General features: G+C 45.2%; 32 protein-coding genes and 4 pseudogenes. 21 read left to right on the top strand and 15 right to left on the bottom strand.

The window, feature by feature from the left end; translation table 11 throughout:
* The 4 genes and pseudogenes from AC0IYG_RS29420 to AC0IYG_RS29405 form a co-directional block, all read left to right on the top strand.
* A partial coding sequence (locus tag AC0IYG_RS29420) for a type II toxin-antitoxin system VapC family toxin (RefSeq protein ID WP_471714602.1) occupies nt 1-436 on the top strand: 436 nt, incomplete at its 5' end.
* Nucleotides 436-918, top strand: a complete 483-nt coding sequence (locus AC0IYG_RS29415) for an alpha/beta fold hydrolase (RefSeq protein WP_471714601.1) — start codon at nt 436-438, stop codon at nt 916-918. The genes AC0IYG_RS29420 and AC0IYG_RS29415, both read left to right, overlap by 1 nt.
* A gap of 11 nt (nt 919-929) precedes the next feature.
* A complete protein-coding gene (locus tag AC0IYG_RS29410; protein ID WP_471714600.1) occupies nt 930-1,223 on the top strand; it encodes a hypothetical protein in 294 nt (97 codons plus the stop codon).
* Nucleotides 1,224-1,330: 107 nt separating this feature from the next.
* Nucleotides 1,331-1,522: pseudogene (locus AC0IYG_RS29405) on the top strand (hypothetical protein); the annotation flags it as partial.
* Here AC0IYG_RS29405 and AC0IYG_RS29400 read toward each other — a convergent pair.
* On the bottom strand, nt 1,465-1,611 hold the full coding sequence (locus tag AC0IYG_RS29400) for a hypothetical protein (protein WP_471714614.1): 147 nt from the start codon (nt 1,609-1,611) through the stop codon (nt 1,465-1,467). The pseudogene AC0IYG_RS29405 and the gene AC0IYG_RS29400 overlap by 58 nt on opposite strands.
* An 11-nt stretch (nt 1,612-1,622) precedes the next feature.
* Between AC0IYG_RS29400 and AC0IYG_RS29395 the strand changes: the two genes are divergently transcribed.
* The 3 genes from AC0IYG_RS29395 to AC0IYG_RS29385 all read left to right on the top strand — a co-directional run bounded on the left by AC0IYG_RS29395 (nt 1,623) and on the right by AC0IYG_RS29385 (nt 3,052).
* A complete protein-coding gene (locus AC0IYG_RS29395) occupies nt 1,623-1,793 on the top strand; it encodes a hypothetical protein (RefSeq protein WP_471714599.1) in 171 nt (56 codons plus the stop codon).
* A 255-nt stretch (nt 1,794-2,048) separates the two neighbouring features.
* On the top strand, nt 2,049-2,543 hold the full coding sequence (locus tag AC0IYG_RS29390) for an MFS transporter (protein ID WP_471714598.1): 495 nt from the start codon (nt 2,049-2,051) through the stop codon (nt 2,541-2,543).
* A gap of 131 nt (nt 2,544-2,674) precedes the next feature.
* Nucleotides 2,675-3,052, top strand: a complete 378-nt coding sequence (locus AC0IYG_RS29385; protein WP_471714597.1) for a DoxX family protein — start codon at nt 2,675-2,677, stop codon at nt 3,050-3,052.
* Between the two features lie 108 nt (nt 3,053-3,160).
* On the opposite strand, the gene AC0IYG_RS29380 is transcribed toward AC0IYG_RS29385, so the two are convergent.
* From AC0IYG_RS29380 to AC0IYG_RS29350, 7 genes and pseudogenes are all read right to left on the bottom strand, one after another.
* On the bottom strand, nt 3,161-3,535 hold the full coding sequence (locus AC0IYG_RS29380) for a helix-turn-helix domain-containing protein (protein ID WP_471714596.1): 375 nt from the start codon (nt 3,533-3,535) through the stop codon (nt 3,161-3,163).
* A complete protein-coding gene (locus tag AC0IYG_RS29375) occupies nt 3,519-3,935 on the bottom strand; it encodes an AraC family ligand binding domain-containing protein (protein ID WP_471714595.1) in 417 nt (138 codons plus the stop codon). Before AC0IYG_RS29375 ends, AC0IYG_RS29380 begins: the two co-directional genes overlap by 17 nt.
* Before the next feature lie 153 nt (nt 3,936-4,088).
* Nucleotides 4,089-4,418 (bottom strand): sigma-70 family RNA polymerase sigma factor, encoded by a 330-nt coding sequence (locus tag AC0IYG_RS29370; RefSeq protein WP_471714594.1) that lies wholly within the window; start codon nt 4,416-4,418, stop codon nt 4,089-4,091.
* 30 nt (nt 4,419-4,448) lie between these two features.
* A complete protein-coding gene (locus tag AC0IYG_RS29365) occupies nt 4,449-5,144 on the bottom strand; it encodes a dihydrodipicolinate synthase family protein (protein WP_471714611.1) in 696 nt (231 codons plus the stop codon).
* Nucleotides 5,044-5,424 (bottom strand): dihydrodipicolinate synthase family protein, encoded by a 381-nt coding sequence (locus AC0IYG_RS29360; RefSeq protein WP_471714593.1) that lies wholly within the window; start codon nt 5,422-5,424, stop codon nt 5,044-5,046. Before AC0IYG_RS29360 ends, AC0IYG_RS29365 begins: the two co-directional genes overlap by 101 nt.
* A gap of 26 nt (nt 5,425-5,450) precedes the next feature.
* Nucleotides 5,451-7,035, bottom strand: a pseudogene (locus AC0IYG_RS29355) (sodium:solute symporter family protein).
* A 128-nt stretch (nt 7,036-7,163) separates the two neighbouring features.
* On the bottom strand, nt 7,164-7,847 hold the full coding sequence (locus tag AC0IYG_RS29350; RefSeq protein WP_471714592.1) for a VTT domain-containing protein: 684 nt from the start codon (nt 7,845-7,847) through the stop codon (nt 7,164-7,166).
* A 166-nt stretch (nt 7,848-8,013) separates the two neighbouring features.
* Here AC0IYG_RS29350 and AC0IYG_RS29345 point away from each other — a divergent pair, with 166 nt between their 5' ends.
* Both AC0IYG_RS29345 and AC0IYG_RS29340 read left to right on the top strand, forming a co-directional pair.
* Nucleotides 8,014-9,153: a cystathionine gamma-synthase gene (locus AC0IYG_RS29345; protein ID WP_471714591.1), complete on the top strand. Its 1,140-nt coding sequence runs from the start codon at nt 8,014-8,016 to the stop codon at nt 9,151-9,153.
* An 81-nt stretch (nt 9,154-9,234) separates the two neighbouring features.
* Entirely contained in the window at nt 9,235-9,588 is a 354-nt protein-coding gene (locus tag AC0IYG_RS29340) for a DUF3127 domain-containing protein (RefSeq protein WP_471714590.1), read from the top strand.
* A gap of 78 nt (nt 9,589-9,666) precedes the next feature.
* Here the strand turns inward: AC0IYG_RS29340 and AC0IYG_RS29335 are convergent, their stop codons facing one another.
* The 4 genes from AC0IYG_RS29335 to AC0IYG_RS29320 all read right to left on the bottom strand — a co-directional run bounded on the left by AC0IYG_RS29335 (nt 9,667) and on the right by AC0IYG_RS29320 (nt 11,558).
* Nucleotides 9,667-10,320, bottom strand: a complete 654-nt coding sequence (locus AC0IYG_RS29335) for an AlbA family DNA-binding domain-containing protein (RefSeq protein ID WP_471714589.1) — start codon at nt 10,318-10,320, stop codon at nt 9,667-9,669.
* 178 nt (nt 10,321-10,498) lie between these two features.
* Nucleotides 10,499-10,720, bottom strand: coding sequence for a DUF2795 domain-containing protein (locus AC0IYG_RS29330; RefSeq protein ID WP_013927448.1), 222 nt, complete (start codon nt 10,718-10,720; stop codon nt 10,499-10,501).
* 159 nt (nt 10,721-10,879) lie between these two features.
* Complete coding sequence (locus tag AC0IYG_RS29325) at nt 10,880-11,041, bottom strand: helix-turn-helix domain-containing protein (protein WP_471714610.1); 162 nt, start codon at nt 11,039-11,041, stop codon at nt 10,880-10,882.
* A gap of 220 nt (nt 11,042-11,261) precedes the next feature.
* Nucleotides 11,262-11,558, bottom strand: a complete 297-nt coding sequence (locus AC0IYG_RS29320) for a type II toxin-antitoxin system HigB family toxin (protein ID WP_471714609.1) — start codon at nt 11,556-11,558, stop codon at nt 11,262-11,264.
* A gap of 136 nt (nt 11,559-11,694) precedes the next feature.
* Between AC0IYG_RS29320 and AC0IYG_RS29315 the strand changes: the two genes are divergently transcribed.
* The 8 genes from AC0IYG_RS29315 (at nt 11,695) to AC0IYG_RS29280 (ending at nt 17,807) form a co-directional block, all read left to right on the top strand.
* Nucleotides 11,695-12,423 (top strand): copper homeostasis protein CutC, encoded by a 729-nt coding sequence (locus AC0IYG_RS29315; protein WP_471714588.1) that lies wholly within the window; start codon nt 11,695-11,697, stop codon nt 12,421-12,423.
* A gap of 42 nt (nt 12,424-12,465) precedes the next feature.
* Nucleotides 12,466-14,913 (top strand): penicillin acylase family protein, encoded by a 2,448-nt coding sequence (locus AC0IYG_RS29310; RefSeq protein WP_471714587.1) that lies wholly within the window; start codon nt 12,466-12,468, stop codon nt 14,911-14,913.
* A gap of 12 nt (nt 14,914-14,925) precedes the next feature.
* Complete coding sequence (locus AC0IYG_RS29305; RefSeq protein ID WP_471714586.1) at nt 14,926-15,282, top strand: hypothetical protein; 357 nt, start codon at nt 14,926-14,928, stop codon at nt 15,280-15,282.
* 92 nt (nt 15,283-15,374) lie between these two features.
* A complete protein-coding gene (locus tag AC0IYG_RS29300) occupies nt 15,375-15,932 on the top strand; it encodes an OmpH/Skp family outer membrane protein (protein ID WP_471714585.1) in 558 nt (185 codons plus the stop codon).
* A gap of 220 nt (nt 15,933-16,152) precedes the next feature.
* Complete coding sequence (locus AC0IYG_RS29295) at nt 16,153-16,386, top strand: hypothetical protein (protein WP_471714584.1); 234 nt, start codon at nt 16,153-16,155, stop codon at nt 16,384-16,386.
* On the top strand, nt 16,371-16,727 hold the full coding sequence (locus tag AC0IYG_RS29290; RefSeq protein WP_471714583.1) for a hypothetical protein: 357 nt from the start codon (nt 16,371-16,373) through the stop codon (nt 16,725-16,727). Before AC0IYG_RS29295 ends, AC0IYG_RS29290 begins: the two co-directional genes overlap by 16 nt.
* 110 nt (nt 16,728-16,837) lie before the next feature.
* Nucleotides 16,838-17,602, top strand: coding sequence for a hypothetical protein (locus AC0IYG_RS29285; RefSeq protein WP_471714582.1), 765 nt, complete (start codon nt 16,838-16,840; stop codon nt 17,600-17,602).
* Entirely contained in the window at nt 17,553-17,807 is a 255-nt protein-coding gene (locus AC0IYG_RS29280) for a hypothetical protein (RefSeq protein WP_471714581.1), read from the top strand. The genes AC0IYG_RS29285 and AC0IYG_RS29280 overlap by 50 nt, the downstream gene beginning before the upstream one ends.
* A gap of 2 nt (nt 17,808-17,809) precedes the next feature.
* Here AC0IYG_RS29280 and AC0IYG_RS29275 read toward each other — a convergent pair.
* The 3 genes and pseudogenes from AC0IYG_RS29275 to AC0IYG_RS29265 form a co-directional block, all read right to left on the bottom strand.
* Nucleotides 17,810-18,553 (bottom strand): annotated as a pseudogene (locus AC0IYG_RS29275) (succinate dehydrogenase/fumarate reductase iron-sulfur subunit).
* 54 nt (nt 18,554-18,607) lie between these two features.
* Nucleotides 18,608-20,597: pseudogene (locus AC0IYG_RS29270) on the bottom strand (fumarate reductase/succinate dehydrogenase flavoprotein subunit).
* A gap of 62 nt (nt 20,598-20,659) precedes the next feature.
* Nucleotides 20,660-21,331, bottom strand: a complete 672-nt coding sequence (locus AC0IYG_RS29265; protein ID WP_471714580.1) for a succinate dehydrogenase cytochrome b subunit — start codon at nt 21,329-21,331, stop codon at nt 20,660-20,662.
* Between the two features lie 288 nt (nt 21,332-21,619).
* Here AC0IYG_RS29265 and AC0IYG_RS29260 point away from each other — a divergent pair, with 288 nt between their 5' ends.
* The 4 genes from AC0IYG_RS29260 (at nt 21,620) to AC0IYG_RS29245 (ending at nt 26,032) form a co-directional block, all read left to right on the top strand.
* A complete protein-coding gene (locus AC0IYG_RS29260) occupies nt 21,620-23,356 on the top strand; it encodes a hypothetical protein (RefSeq protein ID WP_471714579.1) in 1,737 nt (578 codons plus the stop codon).
* A gap of 121 nt (nt 23,357-23,477) precedes the next feature.
* Nucleotides 23,478-24,503, top strand: a complete 1,026-nt coding sequence (locus tag AC0IYG_RS29255) for a T9SS type B sorting domain-containing protein (RefSeq protein WP_471714608.1) — start codon at nt 23,478-23,480, stop codon at nt 24,501-24,503.
* Between the two features lie 213 nt (nt 24,504-24,716).
* Entirely contained in the window at nt 24,717-25,400 is a 684-nt protein-coding gene (locus AC0IYG_RS29250; protein WP_471714578.1) for a hypothetical protein, read from the top strand.
* On the top strand, nt 25,397-26,032 hold the full coding sequence (locus tag AC0IYG_RS29245; RefSeq protein WP_471714577.1) for a hypothetical protein: 636 nt from the start codon (nt 25,397-25,399) through the stop codon (nt 26,030-26,032). Before AC0IYG_RS29250 ends, AC0IYG_RS29245 begins: the two co-directional genes overlap by 4 nt.
* The last annotated feature ends 46 nt before the right edge of the window (nt 26,033-26,078 follow it).

The raw sequence follows: 26,078 nt of genomic DNA, 5'->3' as shown, positions 1-26,078 counted from the left end.
CATGGCATCTTCTCCTCCTCCTCCTCCTCCTCCCAAAAAGAATACATGCCTTGAATATAATTTTGACACACACGCACTTATCTGGTTCTTTGAAGGAGACGCTAATTTGTCTGAAAAAGCACTAGAAGCAATTGAAAATGGCGAAAACAAAAAGTTTGTCAGCATCGCTTCTTTGTGGGAAATTGCAATCAAAATCAACTTAGCTAAGTTAACTCTTCAAAAACCTCTGGACATATTTCTTTCAGATCTTATCAAATCTGAAATAGAAATTCTTCAAATCTCTACCGCTCACATATTGTTGGTCAGCCAGTTGGACTTCTTTCACAAAGATCCTTTTGATCGCATCATTATAGCTCAGGCAATAACAGAGCAATTCCGGGTTGTAACGAAAGACCCGAACTTTCCACTTTACCATCCAATTGACCTCCTTTGGTAATGCAGGCTTGTAACAACCTCCATTACCACAAACTCGGCCGCGTCTCCAAAACTTTGCTTGCTTTCCACGGCATTGGACAAGACGGGTTAAGCTGTTTTCAGCCGTTTGAAAAGCATTTGGGCGATGTTTATACCATTTATGCTTTCGACTTGTTTTTTCATGGAAAGAGTGTTTCTGCCAAAAGTGAACTAGTAACCAAGGAAGTTTGGAGAAGCATTATTCAGGAATTTCTTAAAAAAAACGACATTCAAAGATTCGACGTTGCTGGTTTTAGCATGGGCGGGCGGTTTGCTTTGGCTACATTGGAATTGTTTTCTGATCAGATCGAAAACGTATTCCTGATCGCTCCTGACGGGATTTCCGAACATCCGCTTTATGGAGTTGCAACTCGCTTTATGCCGGCCAGGCGGGTTTTTAAATGGTCGATGGAAAATCCTGCTGCGTTTTTTAATGTGATTAATGTTGCAAAAAAAGTGGGGTAATTCATTCCAGTTTGCACAAGTTTGTTCAGCAGGTGCTTAATACGCCCGAAAAAAGGCAAACCATTTACAATGCCTGGGTTAACTTCCGAGATTTGCGCTTCGACGTTCCTTCTCTTTACAACTTGGCGCTCGCTAACAACATTAAAATCTATTTGTTTACAGGTGAATTTGACAATTTGTTGAAACCAGGGCATGTCAGGAAATTGTCTGAATTACTCCCAGCCGATCAATTCATTACATTAAAAACCGGCCATACGAAGCTTGTGGAGCATGCGGCATCGCGGATTTCTGCTTTATTTCAGTAAATTGAGGAAACCAAATCTGTGCTATGCAGCAAAATCTACCAAAAAACGATACAAACTGGCGCCTTAAAGCCATCATGGTGGCTCCGCCGGGAATTTAGTTGAATGGTATGACTGGTATGCTTATTCTGCATTCTCTCTATATTTTGCGAGCACCTTCTTCCCAATATCAACACCTCACCGTTCAGCTTATCAACACCGCCGGAATCTTTGCAGTTGGCTTCCTAATGCGCCCCATAGGTGGTTATATTTTTGGAAAACTGGCTGACACGAAGGGCCGGAAAGAGGCGATGACATTGTCCGTTTTGCTCATGTCTTTCGGATCGTTGCTGATTGCATTTTTGCCCGGATACACCAGCATTGGCATCGCTGCGCCTATTCTGCTCCTCATAGCCCAGACTTTTGCAAGGCCTCAGTGTAGGCGGCGAATATGGAACGTCCGCCACGTATCTCAGCGAAGTGGCCACCAAAGAAAGACGCGAATTTTTATTCGAGTTTTCAATATGTAACATTGATTGGCGGGCAGCTTTTAGCATTGGGTTTGCAACTCATTCTGCAAAATATCTTCCTTAATGACAAGCAAATGCACGACTGGGGCTGGCGGATCCCGTTCGTTGAGGCAGACGTTATCATTGGTTGCACTTTATTTGAGAACGCATTTGAACGAAACCGAGGCTTTTATAGCAAAAGATGCCTGATGCGACGGTTAAAAAAGGAGGCTCAATGACGGCACTTTTAAAGCACCCCAAAGCCATTTTGGTCGTTGTCGGACTAACGCTCGGCGAACATTAGCCTTTTACACTTACACCACTTACATGACAGAAGTTCTTGGTAAACACCGTTGGGCTCACCAAATATCAATCCACAATTCTAACATTCTGCTCCTTACTCATCTTCGCCATCTTGCAGCCCGTATTCGGCGCATTAAGCGATAAAGTTGAGGCGTTGGCCACTGCTCATCTCGTTTGGCGTGCTCGGTACCATTTTCACTTATCCGTTGCTGAGCACATTAAGCCACACAACCAATATGTGGTCCGCATTTGGTTTGTTAATGGCCGCGCTGATCATTGTGAGCGGTTATACTTAATCAATGCAGTTGTAAAGGCGGAGCTTTTCCCGGTCGAGGTGCGGGCGTTGGGCGTGGGCCTTCCCTACTCGCTGACCGTTGCGATATTTGGCGGAACAGCTGAATATTTTGCGCTGTGGGCCAAAAATCTGGGTCACGAAAGTTACTATTACTGGTATGTAACGGGCTGTATTTTTATCTCGCTGATCATCTATTTCAACATGAGGGATACCAAGCATACATCCCTTATCCACTAGCTTGGAAAAGATAAAATTATCTCTTGACATAATCCATTCTATTTTATAACTTTCTGCAAACGTAACATTTCGATAGTTATGAATATGATCAATCGAATCGAGCATTGGGGCGATAGCATCATCCGGCTTGGATGGATACTGGTTCGTATTGCTTTGGGAATCTTCTTGTTGCAAAGGGTATCAGCTTTATCAGCGATACGACGCATCTGTCCAGACTCGTTACCGGTCTGGATTTTCATTTGTACACCGTCACCGCAGTTCATTATGTGGCTTTTGCGCACATTTTCGGCTTGCTCATCGCTATCGGATTGCTGACGCGCATCATGGCGATCGTTCAAATTCCGATTTTGCTTACGGCCGTTTTCATGGTCAACATCAGGCTGGGATTTTCGTATCTCAACTCCGAGCTGTGGCTGTCCATGATTACGCTGATTCTGGTTGTCATGTTTGCTATTGTGGGTTCCGGACGCTATTCCATGGATGAATGGATGAAAAATCACAACCGTTAATGTTCAGATAAGCTCGGGTGCGGTTTTGTATAAATATTTTCTTTTGTATTCCAAAGGCGTCATATCGGTCACTTTTTTGAAATGCCGGTAAAAATTGGAAGATCATCATTAAAATCCGCACTCAAAGCATATCACTTCCGTTGCCAACTTATCCTCAATCAAAAACCGGCAGGCCTGACTGATCCGGATTTCCACTAGAAAATCATTGTACGTTTTCTTGGTCATTAGCTTAAAATAGCGACAAAATGACGTTATGCCGAGATTGGCAATGGACGCAACGTCTTGCAGCGAAATGTCGTTTCGATAGTTAGAAAGCGTGTATGCGTAGATTTTGTTCAGCCGAAGCGTTTCCGAATCATTGGATTTGTAAAAGGCATGCGCAGAAGCAATTGTCTCCAAATCGCTGGCTTCCGCCAGGATCTTCAAAATAGACAGCAATGCAATAAGCCGGTCCAGATTTTGCGCATTAACGGCCGCCTGCATCAGTGGAATGATGCCTTCCCTGGCTTTTCCTTTGATCAAAAAAGTCCCCTTTTGGCCTTTTCGTAAAGTTTTGGGATCTGGTAAGCCTCGGGTAAAGCAGCAACTCGCTTCCAAGGCAATTGGGCAGAAAATGAATGATGATTACTTCAACGGAGGAGTTGCTCGTTCCTTCTTCTACGCGCCAGGTGTGCGGTAGATTTTCACCCAAAAGAATAAGCTCGCCGTCCGAAAAATTACTGATATTGTCGCCGATAAAGCGCACTCCGGTTCCCTTAATCAGGTAATGCAGTTCCAGTTCCGGGTGATAGTGCCAAACTGTGCCGAAGCCGGACCCCTTATCATGACGAATGCTAAAGGAAGTCCGGGACGCAATCGGGACTTTATGGAAATGCGGTTTCATTTTAAATATCTTACCTGGAAGCATCTCTTGCCGCCAACACACTATTTAAAAGAAAATTCCCGCGATTTCTATCTGCTTTTTTACTTAAAACTTTGAAATAGTTATACTGAAATCCGGTAATCTTATTAGTAGCCAGGAGTTACTATATAAATATTAATGCTGGCTTTCCTGGAACGATTGCATTTTGTGCAGATACTGATCCCGAAAAGCCGGGTCCTTACAGTTATTCATTTGCCCGAAAATCTGATTTTTCAAATTGAGAAAAAGATAATTCTGGAAATTTCGGTCTGCTTCAATGTCAACACGTTCGTTCCAGATTTTGGCAAAAACGCGTTCCGTAATGTTCTCTGCTTCTTTTTCGTCTTTCAAAATCACCGTGCAAAACTTTACGGCGGGAAAATCAAAATATGCGCACAGCGCTGAAAAAGCAGCCTCGTTCCCTTCCTTGATTTGATAAAGAGTTTGTTGATCTGGGAAATTCATAGCTTTAAGAATATAGGGTAAAATGGCTTTTTACTTTACCAGGCTCCGCTTAAACACACTCGTGATGCCCAATTCGGACTGGATCTGATCAATTTCTTCCAACAAATTGTCCATTTGCTGTTGCAATTCGGGTGTCAATGCTTCAACCGCTCTTCGCGTATGTAATGAGATTGGAAAACCTCTTTTTTGCAGACTGTATTTGGCAATGGTCGGATATGCTGCGTGAACGATTTCCATAGAATCCTCGAAGAATTGCTGCACTTTCAGAATGCCTGCCTGTTGCTCCGGATCATTATAATGTTCACAAATCCAGACAACCAGCTCAGGAAATATATTGCCCTGAATGCAGGACAACCCAGCTGCCCCAGCGCGCAACGACGAAACAGCATTGACCATATAAGCGTCATAAAGGCCAAACTTGTATCCATCTCCGACTGCAATGCGACGCTTCACTTCGTCCAGGTCCAGACAGGTGTCTTTGTGATAAATGATGCGCCCCGTTTTTACAAGCGTTTCCAGGATTTCACTGTTAATAAGCCGCTTATAAGGAACCGGACATTCATATAATCCCAATGGAATGTTATCCGTGAGTGCTATCAGTTCAAGCATTTTTTCAACAAAAACCTCATCCGATTCCGTTTCTTCGGCCATTAATCCCGTGATGACGATTACAGCCTGCACACCGGTGTGATATATACGTTTTACGAAATCTGCTTGCTGGTGAATTGTGCCTGGGAATGTGCCCGTGGCAACGATCGGCACGCGTCCTGCAAACCTGTTCTACAACTGCCTGCGTCACGTCCAGCCGCTCCTGCTCGCTCAAGTCATACATTTCGCTCGATAAGCAATTGGCAAAAAGACCTGTGGCACCAGCTTCCAGATATAATTCCGTCAGTGCACTCAGGCCGTCATAATCCACAGCGCCCGATTCCAGAAATGGTGTCAGCATAACCGGAATGAACCCTTGTGGCAATGTGTCAGAGGAGGATTTAGGTAAATTCATCATGTGTTTTGTCAGATTGCGTATCGTTATTACTCTTCGTTAATCAGCACTTTATGCTCCGGTTGCGCTTTCCCTTTAAGTTTGGTCAATAGCATTCCGCTCAGAAAAATTGACAAGCGTGCCCACAACCATGATCATATTTTGGTGCAGCGGGTTACGCAGATATGCGTATTCGGCTGGGAGCTGTGCAGAGAAAGTCATCCAGATGATTACTGCGATTCCAATCAGCGTAGCCGTTAATGCTTCCGCATTCTTTGTGGCTCTGGAAATAATCCCTAGCAAGAACAATCCGAGCATGCCGCCTGCAAAAATCCCTGAAAGCATCCACCACACGTCCAGCACACTTTTCACACCAATCATTGCAATGCCGGTAACCATTCCAAGTAAGCCGAAAACGGTTGTAGCAATGTATAAAAGCCGCATTGAGTCCGTCGGAGACAGATCAGGCTTGATGTATTTTTGATAAATATCCACTGAAAAAACCGTCGCAGAAGCATTCATCCCCGAGCTGATCGTGCTCATGGCAGCGGACATAATTGCTGCAATTATGAGCCCCAGCAAACCAACAGGCACTTTTGTAACCATAAAATGCGGCATTACTTTGTCGCCATAATCGGCGGGCGTTAATGTGGAAGCAAGTTGTGTAATTGCTGCTTGCGTGCCGTTCGGCAATCTTTCTGCGGCCACCTGCGTGCGGATAATGTTGAGCAGCTCGGGATCGCTTTGGTAATAAGCGTAAAGGCAAGAACCCAGCAGGAAGAAAATCAGTGAAACCGGCAGATACAAATAAACGCAAAGCCAGACCGAACTCGCAGCTTCCTTAATTGATGACGTCGTGTGATAGCGCTGCACATAATTTTGATCCATCCCGAAGTTGTTCAAATTCATGAAAAATCCGTACAACAACACGACCCAAAACGATGACTGCGTAAAATCAGGCGCAAAAGTGCCGAGGCTAAATTTATTGTCTGCCTCACCAATGTCCATTATTCTGGAAAAACCGCCCTCCATTCCCGAAACGACCAGATACAAAATGACCAGCGCCCCGATAGTTTTAATCACACCTTGCACAACTTCGGTCCATATAACAGCTTCCATGCCGCCCATAACCGTGTAAAGCACAATGCAAATCCCCACCACGATCATGATCGTTGACATAGGATAACCTGTAAGTGCTTGCAAACTCAGCGCGATCCCGAAAAATATAGAACCCATCCGGGCAAGCTGCGTAAGTAAGAAGCAAACGACCGCATAAGTCCGAGCCCAGGGCCCGAATCTTTCTTCTAAATGCGTGTAAGCAGAAACTGCGCCAGTATTTCTGTAAAAAGGAATGAAAAAACGAGTTGCTACCCAGGCGGCAAATGGCATTGATAAACTGAAAACAAACGAATTCCAGTTGCTTCCGTATGCTTTTCCGGGAACGCCGAGAAATGTGTTACTGCTTAAAAACGTGGCATAAATTGAAATTCCGATCGCCCAGCCCGGGATCGTTCCGGATGCTTTTGTAAACTGCTCGGCACTGGTGTTTTTTCTGGAAAAATATATTCCAACCCCAACCATCCCAACCAGATAGGCAATGACAATGACCAGATCGATGAAGGGTAAGGATTTCACTAAACTTTTTGGATAAGTATAACTTTACCACAAAGAAACAGGATCAAACTGCTGCATTTGTATGGTTTAATATCCTTTTATTGTACGATATTAGCAAAGGATACTCACAATGGAAAACCGGCGTGTGATTATTCTACTATCTTTTTGTCTTTGAAGAAATATCCGATCCCAATCGTTGAAACGACGATCAGCGCAATCAGAACAATTTTGGTTGCTAACCCTTCATTTGGGTGCTCGAGAAGATAGCGGATGTCTCTCGCTTCCCGCCCCGCCCAAACCGCCAGCAATGTCCTCGGGATCATGCCTAATGTGCCACCTGCAAGCACTTGCTTGAAGCGTGCGCCCGCCATTGCGAAGAAAAGATTGGTAATTGCGAAAGGCAAAACAGGTGAAAGTTTGGCAAAAAAGATCAGCCGTAATTCATTTTGATAAAAACGGCGGAGAAGACCATTTACCTGCGGGTAAATCTGAACAAGATAACCTCTGATGGAAGAAGCATGCAGAAAATTGGCAGATGCGTAAATGATTGCGATTGCGCCTAAATTAAGCCCAAATAGGAGCGGAACGGCAGTCCAGCCAAGAAAATAGCCGTAAACCAATGCCAGAAAAGTAGGCGGCGTAAGTGCAACAGACGAAGCCAGAGTAAGAATTAACGTCGCGACGATCCACCATTCAAAAGGCCAGCTGCGCAGCTGACTCTCGTGCCCTACTGCCCAGGCCGTTGCAATAGAAGTGGTAACAAGCGGAACAACAGTCAGTAAAATGCTTACGACAACGGGTAATGATAACTTTTTGGGGGAGGAAGTCTCCAATGCTTTTCCGTTTAAATGCTACTTCGTCACGCGTATAACGATAACCACTTGTTTGGTTAAAAGGTTTTTCCTAATCTTGACTTTATCCCTTTTAATTATGGGCAGGAATGCTCTAATGCTTTATTCGTGTGCATCCGTGCATTCGTGGCACCAAAATCCAACACCAATGAAATTCGCAACAATAGCCATACACGCCGGCGTAGAACCGGACCCGACAACCGGTGCCATTATGACGCCCATTTACCAGACTTCCACCTACGTGCAGGAAAGTCCGGGCAAACACAAGGGTTATGAATATTCGCGAACACATAATCCGACAAGAACAGCACTGCAAAATGCATTAGCGGCATTGGAAAACGGGAAACACGGCATTTGCTACGCATCCGGACTGGCTGCCACAGACGCCGTCTTAAAATTGTATCGCCCCGGCGACGAGATCATTGCAACCAACGACATTTACGGTGGCACTTATCGCATTATGAAACGGATTTATGAGCCATTCGGAATGGTTTTCAAGTTTGTCGACATGAGCGAGATCGCCAACATTGAAGCTGCAATGTCAGATAAAACCAAGATGATCTGGATTGAAACGCCTACAAATCCTTTGCTCAAAATCGTTGATATCAGCGCAATCACACGTATTTGCAGGGAAAAAGGAATTCACAGCATTGTAGACAACACATTTGCATCGCCATATCTGCAAAATCCATTGGATATGGAAGCGGATATCGTCATGCATTCGGTAACCAAATATCTTGGCGGACATTCAGACACGGTGATGGGCGCGCTTGTTACCAATGATGACGAACTCGCCAAACAACTGGCATTCATCCAGAATGCGAGCGGCGCAGTTCCAGGCCCCCAGGATTGCTTTTTGGTTTTGAGAGGAATAAAAACCTTGCATATCCGCATGCAAAGACATTGTGAAAACGCATTGAAAGTGGCGCATTGGCTTGAAGCACACCCGAAAGTTGCCAAAGTTTACTATCCCGGATTGCCTTCACATCCGTCCTACGAACTGGCCGGAAGACAAATGCGCGGCTATGGCGGCATGCTGTCATTTGAATTAAGCGGAGATGTTTACGAAGAAGCGGTGCATGTGATGGAAAGCCTGCAGGTTTTTTCTTTGGGCGAATCATTAGGCGGCGTTGAGTCGCTTTGCACACACCCGGCGAGTATGACGCATGCAAGCATCCCCAAAGAAGAAAGGCTCAAAACAGGCTTGAAAGACACATTAATCAGGCTAAGTGTAGGAATTGAAGACGTGGAAGATCTGATCGCTGATCTGGAACAGGCGATTGGATAGGTTTCTGTTTGCTTTGCAATCAAAGTTCAAAAACCTTACTTTTGAAACTACATTTTTCAGGCACTAAAAAATATAATCATAATGGAATTAACAGGAACGGTCATCTCTTTGCTCCCGGAAGTTACAGGACAGGGAAAAAACGGAGCTTGGCGCAAGCAGGAATTTATTCTTGAAATCCCTTCTCAATATCCTAAAAAAGTGTGCATTGCGCTTTGGGGCGATAAAATTGACCAGGCTAATCTGCAAATAAATGATCAGGTTACGGCTTCTATCGACGTGGAAAGCCGTGAATACAACTCGCGCTGGTACACCGAGGTGAAAGCCTGGAAAGTAGACAAAGCCGGAAGCGGCAATTCGGGCTCAAACTCAGGAGGCCAGCCATTGCCACCGGTTACAACATTCAGCGAAGACGAATCTGACGATCTTCCGTTTTAATTAAAAATACAAATTCCCGGCTTAGCACATTGTTCATGTAAACAGGCGCAGAGCCGGGAATTCTTGTTTTTAAAAAATCTAATTGGATTGGTAAGCCATTGACATTGTAAACTTGTCGAGCATTTCGTGCGGATGCACTTCCAAAATTCGCGCGAGCACCATTACAACCAGCGTATTAGAGGCAATTTTCCGGGGAATTCCAGCGAAAGCGGCGAACAGATCAACCGTCACAGATTCTTTCTCATCCAGAAGCTTCATCAGCTTTTCCTCCTTATCGCCATACTGAAACCGGATATCGCGTTCTCCGCGTCCGCGGCGCATAATTTCCTTCATTTCACGGCTAGCCTGTATCGACTTGTCATCCACACGAATGTATGCCTGGCGGCTGCCGGTGTCATCAACCACGTAATGCGGCTTGTCAACACTTCTGTAAATGGTCAGCACCAGCACATCCCGGTCTGAACTCACAGGAATCCGCTCTTTTTTGTAGCTTATTTTGGGATAAATGTATTTGTCGATCGCCTTTGTGAGCGTGTACTCATCCTCCTCAGCGTCTTTGAGGCCCTTGATCGTTTTGTCGTCTCCCACACCGACGAAGAGTTTCCCACCACCGGAGTTGGCAAAAGCGACAACTTCACGGACAATCTTTTCCGGGTGATTGGATTTTAGTTTAAACTCCACATGCTCACCCTCACCTTTCTTAACCAACTCTTTCAACAATCGAAGCTCCATCAGTTCCAATGGATAGATATCTGAATTATGACAAAATCACTTTCGGTAACTTCCTCGTCTTTCTACTTGATAACGCTAACAATTTACATTCCTTTTACCGGATTAAAAAAATATTAAGCCCCGGATTTCACATATTATAACAAAAAAAACGGCACTGGTTAGGTGCCGTCTCCTTTATCTAGTATTCATCTTCGTTGAAAAAGAAATCGTCTTTGGTAGGGTAATCAGGCCAAATCTCTTCAATGCTTTCATAAGGCTGGCCATCATCTTCGAGCTCCTGTAGGTTTTCAACTACTTCTAACGGAGCGCCTGTTCTGATTGCAAAGTCAATGAGCTCGTCTTTGGTAGCTGGCCAGGGAGCATCTTCAAGATATGACGCGAGTTCGAGAGTCCAGTACATAATATTTTCGCCTATTAATAGTTACTTACTTTTTTGCAAAAGTAAAAAATTTGACATCTTTTAAAAGCTTAAAGCGAAAAAAAACAAAAATAATTGCTAACTGAAAATTTTAATTTTGTTAGATTATTTAAGCCGCTAATTATCAGCAATTTATATTATTCAAGAAGCCAATAACGTAGCCGCTGATATCCCCAGACCTTTGTGGATTTTACGCATCATTTCAAGAGTAAGTGGTCTTTTCCGGTTTAGGACTTCGGATACGCGGCTTGGGCTTCCAAAATAATCAACCAAATCTTTTCGTTTGAGACCGTTCTCTTCCATCTTCAATTTGATCGCTTCAACAGGATCTGGCGGCTCAATAGCATAATGCACTGCCTCGTAATTTTCGACCAGGATCGAGATTAATTCCAGCAGCTCCTCCTCAGGACTGTTTTCTTTACAATCAACAAGCGAATCAATGATCTTCCAGATATTTTCTGTAATCGGAATCTGAATGAATCGGTTTTAGCTCGGACTTAATTTCCTGAACTGTTTTCATAAGTTAAATATTTCGGATGTCGTTGATCTGATCATATTCTTTGTGGGTGCCGAGAAACCTAATATACAGCCGCTGCAGGTTGTATCTGAAGACAACTATAAGCCTATATTTGTTACGACAGATGTTAAAAACAATGCGATTATTTCCGACCGTGTCACTCCTCGGATTATCGGCGATCACTTCATTTGGTGAGGCATAAGACGCATTCTTCATTTTATCGTGCCAATATTTAAGCTCTTGCTCAGCATCAGGATATTTCTCCCAAAAATCTTTTAATGTTCCTTTTGTAATAATCCGCACAAGCAAAAAGTAAATATTCCCAAATTGGTAAAAAGTATACAAATATGGTAATGTTTTTTAGTAATACAAATCCTGCAACCCTCTTCAATCCTAAAAACCTTTTTGTAATTTTCCTGATCATTATAAAACGATCGGTATGACCATTGAAGTTTGTGCGTATTCTCTTGAATCTTGTATTAATGCCCAGGCTGGCGGCGCAGGCCGAATTGAATTGTGCGGCGGATTAGGCGAAGGCGGAACTACACCCAGCGCGGGATTGATTGAAGTTGTCAGGCAACATATAAACATTGATATTTTCGTAATGATCCGGCCAAGAGGCGGGGACTTTGTGTATGATATTTTTGAAGAGGAAATCATGCGGAAGGACATTGATCTTGCCAAAAAGCTGGGTGCCAATGGCGTTGTACTCGGAATCCTGCTCGCAGATGGAACCGTGGACGTGGCCCGAACCAAATCACTTGTGGATTACGCCAAGCCAATGAAAGTAACGTTTCACCGCGCATTCGACCTTACTCCCGATCCTTTAAAAGCACTAAAAGCAGTAATCGAAACTGGTGCAGAACGCATTTTAACCTCCGGACAAAAAGCCGCTGCAATCGATGGAATTCACACATTGCAACTGCTTGCAAAAGAGGCCGGAAATTCCATTGAAATCATGGCTGGCGGAGGTGTTAACCACCATAATGCTGCACAATTAATGGCCGCTGGCGTTCATTCACTGCATTTAACCGCAAAAGCTTTCCGCCCGGGCCGACAAAAATATTTCCCCGCCGATGTGTCGATGGCAGGAGAAATTCCGGATGAGCGTTCTGTCATGTATAGCGACCTTGCGCTGGTGGAAGCCATTGTGCAAGTAGTTTCCTGACAAATGCCTGCTTTTAAATAAGCGTCATTCACCCCTTCCTTTATGAAGTATTTTTTCGCTTTTGTTTCACTCGCTGCAACATTAGGATCTGTTTATTTTCTGAGCAGGCCACTCGGTCCAGCACCCGCATTAGGCCCGTTTTTGAGTCCTTTTACGGGTTTTTCCCAAAATGGCGAAGGGCATGTGCCAAAGGGTGACGAGACACTTTTGAAACTGAACGGATTAAAGGATAAGGTGACAATCCGCTATGATGACGCCGGTGTTGCGCACATTTTTGCAAGCAATGATTTCGACCTTTTTTATGCGCAGGGTTTTATGACCGCCAAAGACCGGCTTTGGCAAATGGACGTGCAGATCAGGGCGGCTTCCGGGCGACTTTCCGAAGTGCTTGGCCAGGCCACATTGAAACTGGATCAGCAAAGTCGCAGGCTGGGAATGGGTTACGGCGCCGAAGAGAACCTGAAAATCGCGATGCAGGACCCGCATTCAAAAGAGGCTTTGACGGGTTACACGGCAGGCGTTAATGCATACATTGATCAGCTCACTCCCAAAGATTATCCGATCGAGTTTAAATTACTGGGTTACAGCCCGGAAGCCTGGAAGCCGATCAACACCATGTATATGCTCGAGCAGATGACGCTGACATTGGCCGGCCGTTCTAATGAGCTTAACATGAGCAATGTGTTGAAAAAATATGGAGAGGATGTCGTAAATGAGCTTTTCCCGGATTATCCCCTGTTTCAGGAAAGTCCGATCATTCCGGCGGGGACAAAGTGGGATTTCAAACCATTAAAAACGCCAACTAAAAACACGTCCGTTCTCATTATTGATAGCATTAAACCTACGACGCAAACATTCGCAGCACTTCCCAAAAGATTACCAAAAGAAGAAGGCATCGGCAGCAACAACTGGGCGGTGAGTGCAGAAAAGTCCATAACTGGCTATCCGATCCTGGCCAACGATCCCCATCTCGAACTTACGCTTCCCTCGATCTGGTATCAGGTCCAATTGCATTCGCCTTCGATGAATGTCTACGGGGTTTCGCTGCCGGGCATTCCCAGCGTGATCATTGGTTTCAATCAGCAGGTGGCCTGGGGTGTTACCAATACGGATGCAGATGTTTTTGATTTGTATAAAATAAAATTCAAAGACGATTCGCGAAGCCAATATTGGCACAATAACCAATGGAAACCGACCAGGAAAAGAACGGAAGAGATCATTGTAAAAGGGCAAAAAGAGCCTTTCCGGGAAGAAATCATTTACACGCATCACGGGCCTGTTACTGAAACGGACAGCAGCTCAGGCAAATATCCAGAACTGGCCATTAAATGGATCGGACACGAAGCGGGCAACAGCTTTCTGACATTCTACGAGCTTAACAAGGCCAAGAATTATGAAGATTACCGCAAAGCCCTCACCTATTATGTAGGGCCGGCGCAAAACTTTGTTTTTGCAGATAACAGCAAGAACATTGCCATCACCGTCAACGGGAAACTGCCTTTAAAATATAAGGAACAGGGCAAATTCCTCCTCGACGGCACCAATGCTGCCGATGACTGGCAGGGCTGGATTCCGGCTGAGCAAAATCCTTTTGTAAAAAATCCGAAAAGGGGCTTTGTGAGCAGTGCCAATCAGTCATCCACAGATCCTTCTTATCCATATTATATCAACTGGGTTTTTGCTCCCACAGAACGCGGCGTGCGCATTAATGAGCGCCTGAATGCCATGTCCAATGCCAATGCAGATAGTTTGAGAATGTTGCAGAACGACAATTTCAGTGTTTTGGCAAGAAACATTTTACCAAAACTACTTAGCACACTCAAATCAGCCGCATTGACACCCGCTCAGAAAGCAGCGGCCATCACCCTTGCCAATTGGCGTTATCAAAACACACCGGAATCCATCGCAGCCTCCATTTTCGAAGAGTGGTTCCCGATGCTCATGGATCAGATCTGGAATGATGAATTTGGCCAGGACATGGAATATCCAACGTGTGACAGAACATTATATATGATATTGAAGCAGCCCAATGACAAATGGTTCGATAACATTCATACGCCCGAAAAAGAGACATTGCAAAGTTTAGCCGAGCATAGTTTCAAAACAGCGCTCGACACGCTAACGGCAAGACACGGTAAAATGAGCAAGTCGTGGCAGTGGACAAAGGTAAAAAACACCGAAATAAGACATTTGAGCAGAAGCTTGAAACCATTTAATGCACCGGAAATACATGTGGGCGGAGGCCGGAGCATTGTTAATGCGATCACAAAACGCAATGGTCCGTCCTGGCGAATGGTTGTTGAACTGGGCCCGGTGCCGCGAGCTTACGGCATTTATCCAGGTGGCCAGTCTGGGAATCCGGGAAGTCCTTATTATCTCAATTTGTTAAAGAAATGGGAAAACGGCGAGCTTAATGAGCTGATTTACCTGCTCAACCCGGATCAGAAACACACACGCATGACGTCAACGACAATCCTTCAAAAGCCTTAAACATTGCTTCCAATGAATCTTATCATCATTATCGTTGCGTCAGCCCTTTTGCAGGTGTTCCTTCCCTGGTGGGTTGTTGCGGCTGTTCCTTTTCTCGTTTTTCTGATTCGCCCTGCAACGGCTTCGGGTGCATTTGGAACCGGCTTTTTGTCGATTAGCTTGCTTTGGCTCGCCTATGGATTTTATCTGCACCTCATGTCCGACGGCGCCATGTCTGACCGGATCGCAGGCATATTTTCACTGCCGAACGGACTGCTGTTACTGCTGGTGTCAGCGATTATTGGCGGGCTCACAGGCGGGTTAGCAGGACTTTCGGGCAGCCTTACCCGCAAGGTGTTCGCGGCGGAACCTTCGGCCGGTTTGTCCTAAAAACGTAATGTGGACACAGCCCTTGATATTCATTGTACTTAAACACAAATTATTATCTTTGCGGCTCGTTCAAAAAACAAAACTCAAAAAACGTGAACAACAATACTTCATTAATTTGGAACATCGTCCTTTCACTGGCTGTGGCGGTGTTATTCTTCTTACATTTTTCAAGTAAGCCTTCGGCGGATGCAGGTGTAGCAACAGATGGAGGTGTCGTAGCCGGTCGCCGTACAGTGTATGTTCAGGTTGATTCTCTTTTGAAAAACTACGAATTCTTTAAGGATACAAGAAAAGAGCTGGAAAATAAAAACTTCCAACTTGAAAATGAATTGACTACAAAAGGTCGCTCACTGCAAAATGAAGTTGCGTTTTTTCAACAAAGAGCACAAACAATGACGCCAGAGCAAGCACGCTCGACAGAAGCGCAATTGATGAAAAAACAGCAGGATTTGGTTGCTTACCGCGATCAGTCTGCACAAGCATTAGGACAGGAAGAGGCTAAGAAAAATGAAGAGCTTTACAAAAACATCCGCTCTTACATTGAGAAATACAACAAAGACAACAATTTCGAATACGTTTTGGGTTACTCACTTGGAGGCGGCATTTTGTTTGCTAATCCATCATTGGACGTAACGCAGAGAGATTCTTGACGGCCTTAACAAAGAATATAAAGGCAAAGGAACAGCAAAAGCTGACTCGACTAAGAAAGACTAAGCATACCGATATAAATGACAGCAGGCCGCTATTGATTAGCGGCCTGCTTTTTTATGCCCCGTAGAATAATCTGGGGCCACCCATTAATCAACGGATTTTGCCATGACAGCGCCGCTTTTATAAATAGCATTTCTTCCTCCGCTATTTATAAAAGATATGTCCTCAATTTTCACACATTTCCGCTTCATCTGGCTTTTGATCGCTGGTGGTTGTGCTGCAACATTATCCTTCTTCATTTTCGATGCTGCGCTTGATATTCCATTTATCGATGATTACAATGCGTTGCTCGATTTTATCATCCAATATTTACGATCCGACTCGATCGAGCCAGAAAGTTGCATTTCGTCTTTCGGCAACACAATGAACATCGGATCTTGTTCGCCAGGCTAATTGTTCTGCTGGATTATTATGTCTGGGGATGTATAAACCTTCGACACCTTATTTTCCTGGGAAGCGCGAGTCTGTTTCTCATTGCAGGCCTGTTTTGTTTTGATGCTTACAAGACCAGCAAGAACATCCTGGCCATAGTCCCGGTTATCCTTTTATCCCTTCATTTTCAGCATATCGGGAGTTTACTGTGGGCAACAAGCAATCTGCAAAATCTGGGTGTAATAGCGCTTGCCTGCATGGCTGTTTGGCTGCTCACCAGGTCCCGCATATTTTGGCAATGTCTGGGGGTTATTGCTGCATTTATTACAACATTTTCTAGCGGAACGGGACCTATCATTTGATAATTGTTCTGCTGATTGCCTGTAACAGCTGCAATGTTACAAAGCTGGTTTTAATGTTGTTGGCCGGATCAGCTTCGATTACACTTTATTTTCACTCCTATCATTTCACCATGCCGGAAAGCACTCATGTTGTCGATAAGCTCGTGGCTATGTTCGAAGTGTCATTTGGAATCATCGGCGGCACATTCGACATTCAGGAAAGAGGCACACAAATGACGTGTGTTGTAGCAGGTTTTCTGATCATTGTATTGTTTGCGTTATGCCTTTACAGGAGCGGCTTCACGGCGCTTAGGAAAGATCCTTCCGTTCAGTTTCTGGTTGGCGTGTTTCTCTTTGGACTGCTATCGGCTGTGGCAGTGAGCCTTGGCCGTGGCTCATATGTTGAAAACAGATACAAGATCATTTCCACATTGTGCGTGCTTGCAACATACAATATGCTGCTCCGGCAGTTTGCAGGCACACCATTGAATTTGTCGCTTCACATGATTAATATGGCTTGCATCTACCTTTGGTTGCTCTTTTTCTGGCGATATTATCCTGAAATGCTGGAATATAAGCAGGTGAGAAAAGCTGATTATTTGTCGCTCCTAAATAATCCGCAAAAAGCCAGCTCTCCTTTTCAGCTACGACTTAACGCTTTAACAAATCTGGGTATTAAATCACCAGACGACCCGTTGATGCAGATTGAATTTACCCAGCGCGCACATCAGGAAAGCATTAAGTTGCAATCGTTGAAAATCTTAAAAAAGGCAAATAAATACTCCGCGAAATGGCGCGACAGTGCAGGCTTGTTCACTGAATCTTATCTTGTACTGAGCTCCGCGGGTGGAAAGTTTCGTTTTCCCCGTCTGGAAGAAGAGAAACCCGCTTTCTGAATTTATCAGCTCCGGCGGACAGTTTTACACTGCCGAACGGGAAGCCAGCATTTTACACGACTGGATAAAAAAGGGAGATACAACGTTTCCGTGTATCTCCCTGATCGAACTTTCATTCATTCAAATCCAGGACAACATTATTGTAAACAAAAATGTGAAACCCTGGCTTTCCTCTCGCTGGTTCAACGATGCTTACGCTCCGTGAAATTAAACTGCCGTTGAAGAGAATTTCGCACCGATATATTCACGGTTCAGACGGGCAATGTTCACCATGCTGATCTCTTTCGGACATTCTGCCGAGCAAGCGCCGGTGTTCGTACAAGCTCCGAATCCCTCTGCGTCCATTTGTGCAACCATTTTCTCTGCACGAATGCTGCGCTCGGCCTGTCCTTGTGGCAATAACGCCAGCTGAGAAACTTTTGCGGAAACAAAAAGCATTGCAGAAGCATTTTTACAAGCCGCTACACAAGCTCCGCATCCGATGCAGGCTGCCGCAGAGAATGCATCGTCTGCTGCTTCTTTTGGAATAGGCAAGCTGTTTGCATCCTGGGCATTTCCTGTGTTAACAGAAATAAATCCACCCGCAGAAATTACACGGTCAAAAGCATCGCGGCTTACAACCAAATCTTTGATAACCGGAAATGCTTTTGCTCTCCACGGTTCTACCACAATGGTGTCGCCATCATTGAACGAGCGCATGTGCAACTGGCAAACTGTAACGCCTTTCGAAGGTCCGTGCGGACGGCCGTTGATATACATGGCGCACGAGCCACAAATCCCCAATCGTGGTCAAACGCGAGAGGCTCTGTCCCCTCCTCGATCAACTGCTGATTAAGCACGTCGAACATTTCCAGAAATGACATGTCTGGTGAAACGCCATTCAACTTATAATTCTCAAAATCTCCTGCTATCTTTATTGCTTTGTCTCCACACTTTTAGGGACAAACTCATATTTCCTTCCATAACTATGTCCTTTATATCAAGATTGTTAAATGTGCAAAGAGGTTATTTGTAACTTCTTTGTGCAATTTTTATGTTTTCGTACTCCAACACTTCTTTGTGCAACTCCCACTCCTCAGGCCCTTTGTGTTCCCAGCCGACACGTACATATAGTTTTCGTCGTCACGCATTGCTTCACCTTCTTCTGTTTGGTATTCCTCACGGAAGTGGCCTCCGCATGATTCATTGCGATCCAATGCATCCAGACACATTAGCTCGCCCAATTCGATAAAGTCAGCAACGCGGTTGGCTTTATCAAGTTCAGGGTTAAATTCATTGATCTTACCCATCACTTTCACATCACTCCAGAATTCCTTCCTTAATGCACGAATCTCCAAAATCGCTTCTTTCAATCCCTGCTCATTGCGCGCCATACCGCATTTATCCCACATAATTTTGCCAAGACGGCGGTGGAACACTTCAGGAGATGTTTTTCCCTGAATGGTGATCAGCTTGTCAATGCGTTCTTTTACTTCTTTCTCCGTGTTTACGAAAGCCTCATGATCCGTAGAAATTTTCCCTACCCGGATCTCATTAGCCAGATAAGCACCGATTGTATAAGGAATTACAAAATATCCATCAGCCAATCCCTGCATCAAAGCAGAAGCTCCCAAACGGTTCGCTCCGTGATCGGAGAAATTCGCTTCTCCCAATGCATATAGTCCTGGAACTGTCGTCATCAGGTTATAATCAACCCAAAGTCCGCCCATTGTGTAGTGAACAGCCGGGTAAATGCGCATTGGAACTTCGTAAGGATCTTCACCGGTGATCTGCTTGTACATGTCAAACAGGTTACCATATTTCTCTTTCACAACTGCCTTACCCCAAAGTGTAATGTCGGAATCGGACGGGTTGTGAACATTATTCTTATTTGCTTCTGCGCGGCCATAACGTTCAACGGCTGCGGCAAAATCAAGGAATACAGCTAGTTTGGATGAGCCTACGCCATAACCTGCATCGCATCGCTCCTTAGCAGCACGCGAAGCAATGTCACGCGGAACAAGGTTACCAAATGCAGGGTAACGACGTTCCAGGTAATAATCACGCTCTTCTTCGGGAATTTCGTTTCCGGGACGCGTATCGTTTTTCGCTTTCGGAACCCAGATACGACCATCATTACGAAGCGACTCTGACATCAGCGTCAACTTGGACTGATGCTCGCCCGAAACCGGAATACAGGTCGGGTGAATTTGTGTAAAGCAAGGGTTACCAAAGTATGCACCGCGTCTGTGGGCTTTCCAAGCAGCAGTAACATTGCTTCCCATTGCATTGGTCGACAGATAAAACACGTTTCCGTATCCGCCTGAGCAAAGCAACACAGCGTGTGCAGCATGTCTTTCGAGTTCACCTGTAACCAGATTTCTGGCGATGATCCCGCGACATTTGCCATCAATGTTAACAATGTCAAGCATTTCATGGCGGTTATACATTTTAACCGTTCCCATTCCAACCTGGCGTTGCAAACCCGAGTAAGCACCCAAAAGCAATTGTTGTCCCGTTTGTCCAGCCGCGTAGAATGTCCGCTGAACCTGCGTTCCACCAAAAGATCTGTTTGAAAGCAGACCGCCGTATTCACGTGCAAACGGCACACCGGCAGCCACACATTGATCTATAATGCTTCCGGAAACCTCGGCAAGGCGGTGAACATTCCCTTCTCTTGCGCGATAATCTCCTCCTTTAATTGTATCATAAAAAAGACGGTAAACCGAGTCTCCGTCATTCTGGTAATTTTTAGCAGCATTGATTCCTCCTTGTGCAGCAATGGAGTGCGCGCGACGCGGAGAATCCTGAAAACAAAACGCTTTTACTTTATAACCAAGCTCAGCAAGCGTAGCAGCAGCCGAAGCTCCCGCAAGGCCAGTGCCAATTACAATGATCTTGAAGTATTACGTTTGTTGGCAGGGTTTACAAGTGGAACAGATGAACGGTATTTACTCCATTTAGTTTCCAGTGGTCCTTGTGGTACTTTGGCATCCAGACGAGATGAAGTTGCCATATATTGAATGTTATTTAAATCAAAAAGTTAATTGAAAATAGCACTGCGCTCATTTGCAGCGATTAGTCAACCCATCCCAAATAGATGGAAATAGGCATTAATGCAAAAAGGATCGGCACAACGATAGAAAACGCTGTTCCAACAAAATTGATTGTGCCATTGTACTTCACGTGGTTCCAGCCTAATGTCTGGAAAGCACTTTTAAAACCATGCAGCAAATGCCAGAAAAGCGAAATGCAGCCCAACACATAAATCAGAACAACCCACGGGTTTTGGAAAATATCCAGCATCATTTGATACAGGTTAAGCTCTTCTCCTGTCGCAAACTGGTTAGAACGGTTAGGAATCCAGAAATGGGCAGTGTGAATAACCAAAAAGATCAGTAACAAAGTCCCAAGCAATCCCATGCTTCTTGAATACCAGGTGCTGTTGGCAGAAGGGTTACTCACCGCATAGCCGACCGGCCTCGCTTCGCTGTTGTTTTTCCAAAGAATTAACCCATCCGCAATGTGAAGCAAAAATCCTGCGATCAGTCCGATCTCGAGTGTCCGCACAATGGGATTTGTACCCATAAAATGCCCCCAATGCGTGAATGTTTCGCCACCGTCATTGTAAAAAATCATCGCATTAATGGTGGCATGAATCACCAGGAAGCTTATCAAAAATAATCCGGTAAGAGCCATCAGAAGTTTCTTACCAATGGAGCTCGTTAACGTTTGTGAAAACCACGACATATCAAAAACGAATCGTTATAGTGCAAAAAAATTAGGTATATTTAGAACCTTTCAAAGGTATATCACAAACCCATGCAAGGCAAAAAAACGTTTCCATTTTTGTAGTGGGGCTTATTATTTATAATCATTATGAAGAAATAGTTATTGCCAACTACATCAGGTTTCTACCAAGCCGGAGCACCTCGAAAAAATTCACGCCAAACACGTGGTTCTATGTCAAAATCATACACACTTTTGACAAAATTTTTCGTTGAAGTTTTTACACCGGCGATCCATTAATTTACTCGTATGCGTCCTTCTTTACGACTTCCTCTGATATTCTCGATCTTTCTCGTTCTTTTTTCAACCTTAACGTCGTATGCAACGCACTTTCGGGCAGGGGAAATTACAGCAAGAAGGATTTCTTCGCTTACTTATGAAATCCGTTTGTCGGCTTATTTCGATGTTGGCCCAAATGGAATTGACGCTGCCAATGCTGCAACTTCGATCAACTTCTTTTTTGGAAGCGAAGGACCGCGCAATGTTCCGAGAGTAACTTCCACAGTCCGCAACATTGGTAACAACACGACATTCAACGAGTATGTTACGACTTTCACATTCCCGTCAGCAGGAACCTACGAGATTTCGGCTGAAATGGATAACCGGAATGCGAATACATTGAACCTTAACAAAGGGGTTCAGACCAACCTGATTAACTTCTTCGTTCATACAACCCTTGAAATCAACCCAACGATCGGTTCAAACCAGACGCCGGTCCTGCTGAATGCGCCTATCGACCTTGCTGCCGTTGGCCAGCGTTACATTCACAATCCCAATGCATTTGATGCGGATGGCGACAGCCTTTCGTTCAAACTTTTTACCCCACAAAGAGGAGACGGAAAAGGCAATGGAATCAACATTCCCTATGAAGATCCCAACCTCATCGGCGCTCCGGGAAGAACAGAAGCGGGTGCAACGCCTGCCACATTCAGAATTGATGCCGTGACCGGAGACCTCATCTGGGATGCTCCCGCGGTGAAAGGACAGTATAATGTCGCATTTGTGGTCGAAGAATGGCGTGACGGTGTGCTTATTGGTCAAATTGTGCGTGACATGCAGATCCTCGTGGAAGATGCCCGCAATGCAAGACCAACTATTGACCCTTTGGAGCCGCTTTGCGTCGAGGCCGGAACGCGCATTAGCCAGCAGATCAAAGCCGTTGATAAAGACGGAAATCCATTGATTTTGACGAGCACAGGCGGTGTTTATCAGGGATCACTCATTAAACCGGCATTCGCAGCATTTACTGCTTCTCAAAGTCAGCAAGGACAGGCAACAGGACAATTTGTGTGGCAAACAGGCTGCGATCACATTCGTTTAGAGCCTTATGATGTGCTTTTCAAAGTTGAGGATTCGCCATCGCCCGGCACCAATCCGGCTCTTTTCCGAAAGCTGGTCGATATGACCACGCTTAGCATTAAAGTTTATGGGCCAAAACCGCTTGGGTTAAGGGCTGTGGCCGCAACAGACCCAGCCGGAACCGCTTATCGCCTCAACTGGACTTCGTACAAATGCCAGATTGCGGGTGCTCAAATCGTTATTTACAGACGCGAGGGTTGCGCTGATATTCCTGAGGATGTTTGTATAACAGGCATTCCTGCTGGTTCAGGTTATGAAGAAATTGGCCGCGTTGGTGTAAACCAAACCACTTATCTGGACAATGATAATGGTGCAGGGCTTCGTGCCGGCATTTCTTATAGTTACAGGATCGTTGTTGAATTCCCCCGTCCTGGAACCAATGTAAATGAGCCGGGAAGTTTGATCGGAGGTGGCGAAAGCGTTGCTTCTGATGAGTTTTGCTTGAATCTGCCCATGCTAGCGCCGGTTATTGACCAATGTTACCGTCGATTCAACCAGCGAAACAAGAGGCGTTATTACCGTAAAATGGACCAAACCTGCTGCTTCTTCCGGACTGCCTGCTCAATATCGCCTTTTCCGCGCCGTAGGACAGAATGGAACGGCTTTCACGCAGATTGCAAGCATTAATACAAACCTTAACCCTGACGTAGCAGATAATATTTTTGTAGACCGCGGCCTGAACACATTGGCCAATGCATACAATTACAAACTGGAATATTATGCAACCCAGGGCGGAACATTGGTCAAAATGGAGGACATCAAGACCGCCAGCTCAGTAAGGCTTGAACAAGGCGCTGCTGAACCCAACCGCATCCGTTTGAACTGGTCGGCGCTTGTGCCGTGGGACAATGGCAACCGCACGCACAGGATTTATCGTGAAGACAAAACAAGGCCAGGCACATTTAACCGCATTGCAGATGTAACCGTGCAAGGTCCGCAGACATTCAGTTATGTGGACGATGGCTCGGATAAATATGCAGCTGATGGCACCGTCAACACAACCATTATCAGCGATTCCACTTATTGCTACAAGGTAGAAACCGAAGGTTCTTACAATAACAGTCAGATCAAGCCTTCGCTGCTTTATAATTTCTCTCAGATCCTTTGTGTTTCATCCTCAGATACAACCAAGCCTTGTCCGCCTGTTTTGGCCATTGATGTGCTTAATTGTGATTCGTTGCAGGCGCATCCCGAAGCTTTTTGCAGTCCGAGCGGTCTTACCAATAATTTATCATGGACTTATCCGCAATCCGTGGATGGGAAAGACTGCGACCCGAATGTGTCGGCTTACCGCATTTACTATGCCCGTTATGAAGGTGAGACGCCTACATTGATAGCAACAGTAACCACACCGCCATCTCCGCTGGCCACCACATTTGCCCACGAAGGCCTTACTTCTTTTGCAGGATGTTATTATGTTACAGCTGTGAACCGGTTTGGGGCTGAAAGTGCGCCTAGCAACATTGTTTGCAAAGACAACTGCCCGATGTATGTGCTGCCAAACGTGTTTACGCCAAATGGTGATGCTAAAAACGACGTTTTCGAGCCTTATGAATGCCCAGCATTTGTACAGTCGCTTGAATTCAAAGCATTCAACAGATGGGGCGCGCAGGTTTATAAAACCAACGACGTTAACATCAACTGGAACGGTAAAACCAATGGCGGAAAAGACCTGGCAGCAGGACAATATTATTACGAAGTGACCATTTACTTCGAGTCTTCAAGAGAAAGCACGCCCACCACATTGAAAGGCTGGGTGCAGATCATCAGGTAACAAAAATCAAACTTCCTTGCTGCGTATTGCCATAAGTCTACTTTATGGCAATACTTTCATTAATTATAAACTTGTTTTGTAAGTTTACAAGAACACCTATTATATTCAGTAATAGGGCACACATTTTTGTGCAAATTTTCGTTGATTTATTTGTTTGACAGATTCTGTTTTTCTGCCTGAACCTCTATCTAAAAGCTCGACTCTTATATATTTATGCGATCTGCTTTACGACTATTATTATTTTCATTTTTCCTGACTTTGCTTGGCGCTGGCTTTGAGGCAATGGCAACGCACATTCGTGCGGGTGAGATTACAGCCAAGCGTGTTTCTGCAACATCACTGACCTACGAAATTAAGCTAACTGCCTATTTTGACATGCAAAATGGCGAGGGCGCTGCTAATGCGCAGAATTTCGTACAATTTTATGTGGGCAGCAACGGACCCATTGAAGCGCCCAGGATTTTGCCGATTATCAACATTGGTAACAACACAACGCAGAATATTTACATCGTCCGTTACACATTTCCGTCGGCAGGGAAATTCAGGATTTCTTTTGAGGAAGACAACCGGAACAACGGCATTCTGAACATTGGCCCTCCGCCGACCCAAAATCTGAATTTTTATGTAAGCACTACACTGGAAATCAACGCTAATTTTGGCTTGAACCAAACTCCCGTGCTCCTGAATGCTCCGATTGACCTTGCTGCTGTTGGCCAACGTTACATTCACAATCCCAATGCATTTGATGCCGACGGTGACAGCCTTGCTTATCGCCTGTACACGCCACAAAGAGGAACTTCGAATGGTGCCGGGGTGAACTTGGAATATGTTAACCCAAACCAGATCGGTGCGCCGGGACGGACCGAACGGGTGGTTCGCCTGCCACTTTTGGCATGAACAGGCTCACGGGTGATTTGACCTGGGATGCTCCGGTTACAAAAGGTTATTACAACGTCGCATTTGTGGTCGAAGAATATCGTGATGGCGTGCTTATTGGTGAAATTGTGCGTGATATGCAGATCATTGTGGAAGATGCGCGCAACGACCGGCCGCTCGCACAACCCCTTCCGGATATTTGCGTGGAGGCAGGAACGCTGATTAATCAGCCCGTTACGGCAACGGACAAAAATGGTGATAAGCTTGTATTGACTTCAACGGGAGGCGTTTACGAAAGCACATTGATATCGCCAGCTTTGGCGCGTTTTACGGTTCCTCAGCAGTCTGGCATTGGTACGATCACCGGACAATTTACATGGCAAACATCGTGTAACCATATCCGGTTAGAGCCTTACGACGTGCTGTTTAAAGTGGAAGACGCTCCCGCAGGAAACACCAATCCAAACCTGTTCCGTAAGCTGGTGGACATGACCACGCTTAGCATTAAAGTTTATGGGCCAAAACCGCTTGGATTAGTGGCCGTGGCCGCCACGGACCCGGCCGGAACGGCTTACCGCCTCAACTGGACTGCCTACAAATGTCAGGTTGCGGGGTGCGAGGATTGTCATTTACAGAAGAGAGGGCTGTTCTGATATGTCCTGTCGGTCAGTGCGTTACAGGAATCCCGGCTGGTTCGCG

Source organism: Dyadobacter sp. AC419 (genome assembly GCF_979253085.1).
This window is presented reverse-complemented; position numbering and strand designations above follow the sequence as displayed.

What these genes read in the sequence shown, in the direction of transcription:
- AC0IYG_RS29415 (WP_471714601.1), top strand. Translation starts at nt 436, where the DNA reads ATGCAGGCTTGTAACAACCTCCATTACCACAAACTCGGCCGCGTCTCC.
- AC0IYG_RS29400 (WP_471714614.1), bottom strand. Translation starts at nt 1,611, where the DNA reads ATGAGGAGCAGAATAGGCGCAGCGATGCCAATGCTGGTGTATCCGGGC.
- AC0IYG_RS29385 (WP_471714597.1), top strand. Translation starts at nt 2,675, where the DNA reads ATGGATACTGGTTCGTATTGCTTTGGGAATCTTCTTGTTGCAAAGGGT.
- AC0IYG_RS29380 (WP_471714596.1), bottom strand. Translation starts at nt 3,535, where the DNA reads ATGCAGGCGGCCGTTAATGCGCAAAATCTGGACCGGCTTATTGCATTG.
- AC0IYG_RS29375 (WP_471714595.1), bottom strand. Translation starts at nt 3,935, where the DNA reads ATGAAACCGCATTTCCATAAAGTCCCGATTGCGTCCCGGACTTCCTTT.
- AC0IYG_RS29370 (WP_471714594.1), bottom strand. Translation starts at nt 4,418, where the DNA reads ATGAATTTCCCAGATCAACAAACTCTTTATCAAATCAAGGAAGGGAAC.
- AC0IYG_RS29360 (WP_471714593.1), bottom strand. Translation starts at nt 5,424, where the DNA reads ATGATGAATTTACCTAAATCCTCCTCTGACACATTGCCACAAGGGTTC.
- AC0IYG_RS29345 (WP_471714591.1), top strand. Translation starts at nt 8,014, where the DNA reads ATGAAATTCGCAACAATAGCCATACACGCCGGCGTAGAACCGGACCCG.
- AC0IYG_RS29340 (WP_471714590.1), top strand. Translation starts at nt 9,235, where the DNA reads ATGGAATTAACAGGAACGGTCATCTCTTTGCTCCCGGAAGTTACAGGA.
- AC0IYG_RS29335 (WP_471714589.1), bottom strand. Translation starts at nt 10,320, where the DNA reads ATGGAGCTTCGATTGTTGAAAGAGTTGGTTAAGAAAGGTGAGGGTGAG.
- AC0IYG_RS29330 (WP_013927448.1), bottom strand. Translation starts at nt 10,720, where the DNA reads ATGTACTGGACTCTCGAACTCGCGTCATATCTTGAAGATGCTCCCTGG.
- AC0IYG_RS29325 (WP_471714610.1), bottom strand. Translation starts at nt 11,041, where the DNA reads ATGGAAGAGAACGGTCTCAAACGAAAAGATTTGGTTGATTATTTTGGA.
- AC0IYG_RS29315 (WP_471714588.1), top strand. Translation starts at nt 11,695, where the DNA reads ATGACCATTGAAGTTTGTGCGTATTCTCTTGAATCTTGTATTAATGCC.
- AC0IYG_RS29310 (WP_471714587.1), top strand. Translation starts at nt 12,466, where the DNA reads ATGAAGTATTTTTTCGCTTTTGTTTCACTCGCTGCAACATTAGGATCT.
- AC0IYG_RS29305 (WP_471714586.1), top strand. Translation starts at nt 14,926, where the DNA reads ATGAATCTTATCATCATTATCGTTGCGTCAGCCCTTTTGCAGGTGTTC.
- AC0IYG_RS29295 (WP_471714584.1), top strand. Translation starts at nt 16,153, where the DNA reads ATGTCCTCAATTTTCACACATTTCCGCTTCATCTGGCTTTTGATCGCT.
- AC0IYG_RS29285 (WP_471714582.1), top strand. Translation starts at nt 16,838, where the DNA reads ATGCCGGAAAGCACTCATGTTGTCGATAAGCTCGTGGCTATGTTCGAA.
- AC0IYG_RS29265 (WP_471714580.1), bottom strand. Translation starts at nt 21,331, where the DNA reads ATGTCGTGGTTTTCACAAACGTTAACGAGCTCCATTGGTAAGAAACTT.
- AC0IYG_RS29260 (WP_471714579.1), top strand. Translation starts at nt 21,620, where the DNA reads ATGCGTCCTTCTTTACGACTTCCTCTGATATTCTCGATCTTTCTCGTT.
- AC0IYG_RS29255 (WP_471714608.1), top strand. Translation starts at nt 23,478, where the DNA reads ATGGAGGACATCAAGACCGCCAGCTCAGTAAGGCTTGAACAAGGCGCT.
- AC0IYG_RS29250 (WP_471714578.1), top strand. Translation starts at nt 24,717, where the DNA reads ATGCGATCTGCTTTACGACTATTATTATTTTCATTTTTCCTGACTTTG.
- AC0IYG_RS29245 (WP_471714577.1), top strand. Translation starts at nt 25,397, where the DNA reads ATGAACAGGCTCACGGGTGATTTGACCTGGGATGCTCCGGTTACAAAA.